We start from the raw sequence: 4,656 nt of genomic DNA on the forward strand, positions 1-4,656 counted from the left end.
TAACAGTAAAACAACTGCGTTCATGAAAGCATTGGATTTGAGACCTGGTGATATTATAAAAGCATTTAATGGAATAAATTACGACACTACTACTATTTCTGAATTGTCAATAAAAAGTAAAGAGTGGAAAGATGGAGACGCTATTACCGTAACGATAATACGAGACGGAACAGAACAGCTATTAACCGGTAAGGTAGGGCTTTATTATAAGAATATTGAAGGCTATCAAGCAACAGATCTCACTAAAGAAACGCTAAAGAACGCTTGGTTAAAAAAATAGTGCTACCAGTAAAATAATTGTATGTTCAAGTAAGTAAGTACAACAATGATTAGCTGCACTACTACAAAAAACGTCAAGCATTCTAAAGCAATTGTTTTAGAAGATACCGACCATGCATTTGCCAAAGTAGGTTCTATGCAGGAAGGGTTTAACTTAAGCATTCAGGTAAGTACGCACCTTTTAACAACATATAGTCGGACAGACAGAACGGCAGCAGGAAACACGGGTTTAGCAAAAGTGGCGGTTCAGTGCTAAGCAGACACATTTGTAGTTAATCAAAGTTTGGTTCTCCGCATCAACATTTGTGGTGAAAATCGCCACCTTCGCCAAGCCCGAAACTGACATTCCTGTTTTTGAAAGTGCCTTTTCCGAATTCGTTCGAGGTTACGATGAGGAGGGGCATCTTTTCGTTGAAAATCGAACCGCTTTGGTAGCCGCTCTTGCCCACCGATTTGCGCAAACCGATTTTTCGTGTGAAGTGGTAAACCGCATTTTTCATAGCAAAGGAGTGATTGATAAGGAACGATTGTTTCTATCGGGGAAGCCTTTTAAAGAAATTTGGATATACATTGAAGTAACCAATGATCACATCACGATGTTTCGCTATCTTCATCAGCACCCGCTCTCCGACTAAGTGTCTCATCGTCCCAAAAAGTATTTCCGATACGCTATTGGACGGCATTTTTTCTTTGCCAAAAATACCCGATTGAAATAACTCAAGGTTTCAAATCCACAGTCGCTGGCTATAGTACTAACTTTTCGTTCCGTTTCTCTGAGCAAGATGCAGGCTTCTTGAATTCGAATTTCATTGACATAGTCAGAAAAAGTTTTTCCTGTCGCTTTTTTAAAAAACTTACAAAAGTTACTCGTACTCATTCCGCTCACCGTGGCCACCTTTTCTACCGTCAAAGGATCGCTAAAATGACTCATAATATAACGACAAATAGTATTGATTCGCAGTTCTTGTTGGTGTGAAAAGGAGTGCTGAATTGGATTTGGACTGATTCGCTCATAGGGGGCTTGGGCGAGTTCTTCCAAAAGTGTCAATCCATGTAGCATACGACGCATTCCTTCCAAGGCTAATAAATGGTTGAGCTGTTTTATCCAGGCTTCTCGAACAGGAAACCGAACCCCATGTACGGCTTCATTCAACAGGTTGTGTAAAGCTACTCCTTCTTGTGAAGCCAATAACGACTGCATGGGTTCTTTTCCAAATTGAATGACTACCGCCTCAACGAACCCTCCCTCAAGCGACTTTCCCGACCATGTATGCGGCACATTGCGCCCCAATAAAACCAAATCACCCGCTTGGAAGTCTTCATACGTATTTCCCACCAACCGATATCCCGATCCTTTCACAATATACGTCAGTTCATACTCGGGATGAAAATGCCATTTGAATTCAAAAAAAGGAACCACAATGCGATAGGCATGAAAACTCGAGGCGCCTTTATCGTGCGGGATGTTTTCAAAAACGGGTTTCATGGTCTAAATTGAATAAAATTTACCTTAAAAATAGCTCTTTTATTCAATATAGTGTCGGTTTTTGATTTTTTACGAAAAAAGAAAATGACTGCATCAAATTATTTTTGTTCTTGTTAGAAGAATTGTATTCCCATTTTGTCAATAAAAAAATAAACCTATGCATCCCGTTCCAGAAAGCATTAGTGCCTTTTTAGACACTCCAATGGCTCTTACCGCTGCACAGCTTGAATTTTATGAAACCCATCGGTTTATCAAACTCAAAGCGGTGCTAAACGCAGAAACCATTGCCTTTTTCAATCGTGAAATTGCCGCCCAAGTCGCCTCCATGACTACCGAGCTTACAGCGCTTGAAGACCGCACCACTTATGGCAAAGCCTTTCTTCAATTGTTCAATTTGTGGAGGGAAAATGAGGCCATCAAAACGCTGGTGATGAGTAAACGGTTGGCCAAAATTGCTTCCGATTTGATGCAGGTTACAGGGGTGCGATTGTACCACGACCAAGCCTTATTTAAAGAGGGGGGAGGGGGTATTACGCCCTGGCATGCCGATCAATACTATTGGCCTTTGGCATCCGATAAAACGGTAACGGCTTGGATTCCTTTACAAGCTACCCCTTTGGAAATGGGACCCTTGGAGTTTAGTGCGGGGAGTCATAAACTCGTGGAAGGGCGGGAGATCGCCATTAGCGATGAAAGTGAGGCTTTCCTAGAGCGAAAACTAAGGGTAACTGATTTTGAACATGTAATCGAGCCTTTCGATTTGGGGGAAGTGAGTTTTCATTCGGGATGGGTCTTTCACCGCGCTGGTGCCAATACCACAGCCGAAATGCGCAAAGTGATGACTATCATTTATATGGATCACGAAATGGTGCTGAAAAACCCCGAGAACCGAAATCAAAGTAAAGACTTGGAAACTTGGTGCCCTGGAGCCCAAGTAGGGGCCGTAATTGATACCCCGTTGAATCCTGTAATTTATAAGCATTAACATGGAAATTCGTTATCTATGTCCCTATTGGGGATGTGAACAATTATCGGCTTCTGAGTTTTTAGAGCGCGTAATCGCTCAGGGTTACGATGGTGTTGAGATTAATTTTCCCCATAACGAACAATTTATTGCAGATTTTCAAAAGACCTGTGACACTATTCGTTCCATGACACATCCAGATTTTATCGTAATTGCCCAAAATGTGGTATCGCCTTCCGATAAGGGAATTGTCGATTACAGGGAGCGGTTGATTGATCGATTGAACGCGTTGGCCTCATTAAAGCCCCATGCGATCAATTCGCATACGGGCAAGGATTACTTCAGTTTCGCTGAAAATTGCCAACTTATTGAAACGGTACAACAAATTGCCAATCAAACAGGGATTCCCATTTGGCATGAAATTCATCGCGGTCGTTTTTCGTTTCATCTTAAAACGGTTTTGGATTACTTGGACGTTTTTCCCACATTGGGTTTGGTTGCCGACTATTCCCATTTCTGTGTTGTCTCCGAAAGTATGCTTCATGACCAGCAACCTCTTCTTGACCGACTTACACCTTTTGTCAAGCATATTCATGCACGTATTGGATTTGAGCAAGGTCCTCAAGTCAACTATCCTTTTGCACCCGAGTGGGAGTCCTATCGAAATTTGTATTTGAATTGGTGGAAAGCAATAGCGGCCTACTTTCAAAATCGAAAGGCAACAATGTTAACCATCACCCCCGAATTTGGGCCCTATCCCTATATGCCCTCGGCGCCATTCACCCAAAAACCATTAGCCAGTCAATGGGATATCAACTTAGAAATGAAACAGTTTTTACAACAACATCTGTAGCGCATGAAGTCGACAACTACACCAATTCTTTTTATCACCCTAAGTGCGGCATAAGGGGGACTAAAATCTTTGGCTACAATACTGCTGTAATTTCGGGCGCCATTGATGATTTGACACGGTATTTTAACCTCACCCCCATAGTGATCGGCTGGGCTATTTCAAGTGCCTTGCTAGGGTGTTTGTTGGGGGCTTTAATCTCTGATTTTTGCAGTACAACGTGGGGCCGAAAAAAAACAATGGTCCTGGCCGCTATTTTATTTATAATCAACTCAATAGGCACCGCTGTTCCTGATACGTTTGCTGTATTTGTATTTTTTAGAATCGTGGGTGGCATTGGCGTAGGACTGGCTTCTATGGTGGTGCCCATGTATATCGCTGAAATTGCACCAGCCCAACGACGAGGCGCCTTAGTAGGCAATTACCAATTGGCTATCGTGTTTGGAATTGTCTTGGTTTATTTTGTAAACTATGGCATTGCGCTACAAGGCGATACACATTGGAACCTCGCCCAAGGTTGGCGTTAGATGTTTGGTTCTGAATTGATCCCCTCAGTGTTGTTTTTTAATGTTATCTTTTTTATTCCCGAGAGTCCGCGTTGGTTGTTTATACAAGGCAAAACAGCTCAAGCTATCATCGTTTTACAAACCCTCAACGGTGATAAAGACGTACAAAAAGAGCAAGAAGACATTCAAAAGTCCCTATAAGTAGCGCAATCACAAGCGTGGAAAAGTTTGTTTAAACCTGAGTATAAAAGAGCTTTGGGCGTTGGCATTGGGCTCTCCCTATTGCAGCAACTCACGGGTATCAATGCCATTTTATATTATGCCCCAGAAATATTTAAAAGTTTAGGGAGTGCAACAGATGCTTCTCTTTTGGAAACGAGTACTTTGGGAGTTGTCACCTTACTATTTAGCCGATGGCGGTTATAGCGGTGGCGAAGCCTTAGCATATTTACACCAAAAAAATATCAATGCCTACATTCCAAATTTCGGACAATACAAACCCGAGCGAGAAGGTTTTGTTTTCAACAAAGAATTACAACAATACGAATGTATAAAAGATGGAGGCAACCAA

4 protein-coding genes and 3 pseudogenes are annotated in these 4,656 nt (G+C 42.0%); 6 read left to right on the forward strand and 1 reads right to left on the reverse strand.

The genetic code is table 11. From position 1 onward, the window contains the following. Positions 1-280: pseudogene (locus ABWO12_RS12085) on the forward strand (M61 family metallopeptidase); the annotation flags it as partial. A 307-nt stretch (positions 281-587) separates the two neighbouring features. Next, complete coding sequence (locus ABWO12_RS12090) at positions 588-914, forward strand: hypothetical protein (RefSeq protein WP_353089267.1); 327 nt, start codon at positions 588-590, stop codon at positions 912-914. A gap of 5 nt (positions 915-919) precedes the next feature. Here ABWO12_RS12090 and ABWO12_RS12095 read toward each other — a convergent pair whose 3' ends face one another. Beyond that, a complete protein-coding gene (locus ABWO12_RS12095; protein WP_353089268.1) occupies positions 920-1,765 on the reverse strand; it encodes an AraC family transcriptional regulator in 846 nt (281 codons plus the stop codon). 157 nt (positions 1,766-1,922) lie between these two features. Between ABWO12_RS12095 and ABWO12_RS12100 the strand changes: the two genes are divergently transcribed. The 4 genes and pseudogenes from ABWO12_RS12100 to ABWO12_RS12115 form a co-directional block, all read left to right on the forward strand. Then, positions 1,923-2,750 (forward strand): phytanoyl-CoA dioxygenase family protein, encoded by an 828-nt coding sequence (locus tag ABWO12_RS12100; RefSeq protein ID WP_353089269.1) that lies wholly within the window; start codon positions 1,923-1,925, stop codon positions 2,748-2,750. A gap of 1 nt (position 2,751) precedes the next feature. Next, entirely contained in the window at positions 2,752-3,582 is an 831-nt protein-coding gene (locus ABWO12_RS12105) for a sugar phosphate isomerase/epimerase family protein (RefSeq protein WP_353089271.1), read from the forward strand. Next, positions 3,534-4,511 (forward strand): annotated as a pseudogene (locus ABWO12_RS12110) (sugar porter family MFS transporter). The gene ABWO12_RS12105 and the pseudogene ABWO12_RS12110 overlap by 49 nt, the downstream one beginning before the upstream one ends. Next, positions 4,492-4,656, forward strand: a pseudogene (locus ABWO12_RS12115) (IS1182 family transposase); the annotation flags it as partial. The pseudogenes ABWO12_RS12110 and ABWO12_RS12115, both read left to right, overlap by 20 nt.

Origin of the sequence: Flavobacterium sp. (assembly GCF_040379285.1) — a bacterium.
In the GTDB taxonomy this organism is placed as follows: domain Bacteria; phylum Bacteroidota; class Bacteroidia; order Flavobacteriales; family Flavobacteriaceae; genus Flavobacterium.

What these genes read in the sequence shown, in the direction of transcription:
- ABWO12_RS12095 (WP_353089268.1), bottom strand. Translation starts at nt 1,765, where the DNA reads ATGAAACCCGTTTTTGAAAACATCCCGCACGATAAAGGCGCCTCGAGT.
- ABWO12_RS12100 (WP_353089269.1), top strand. Translation starts at nt 1,923, where the DNA reads ATGCATCCCGTTCCAGAAAGCATTAGTGCCTTTTTAGACACTCCAATG.
- ABWO12_RS12105 (WP_353089271.1), top strand. Translation starts at nt 2,752, where the DNA reads ATGGAAATTCGTTATCTATGTCCCTATTGGGGATGTGAACAATTATCG.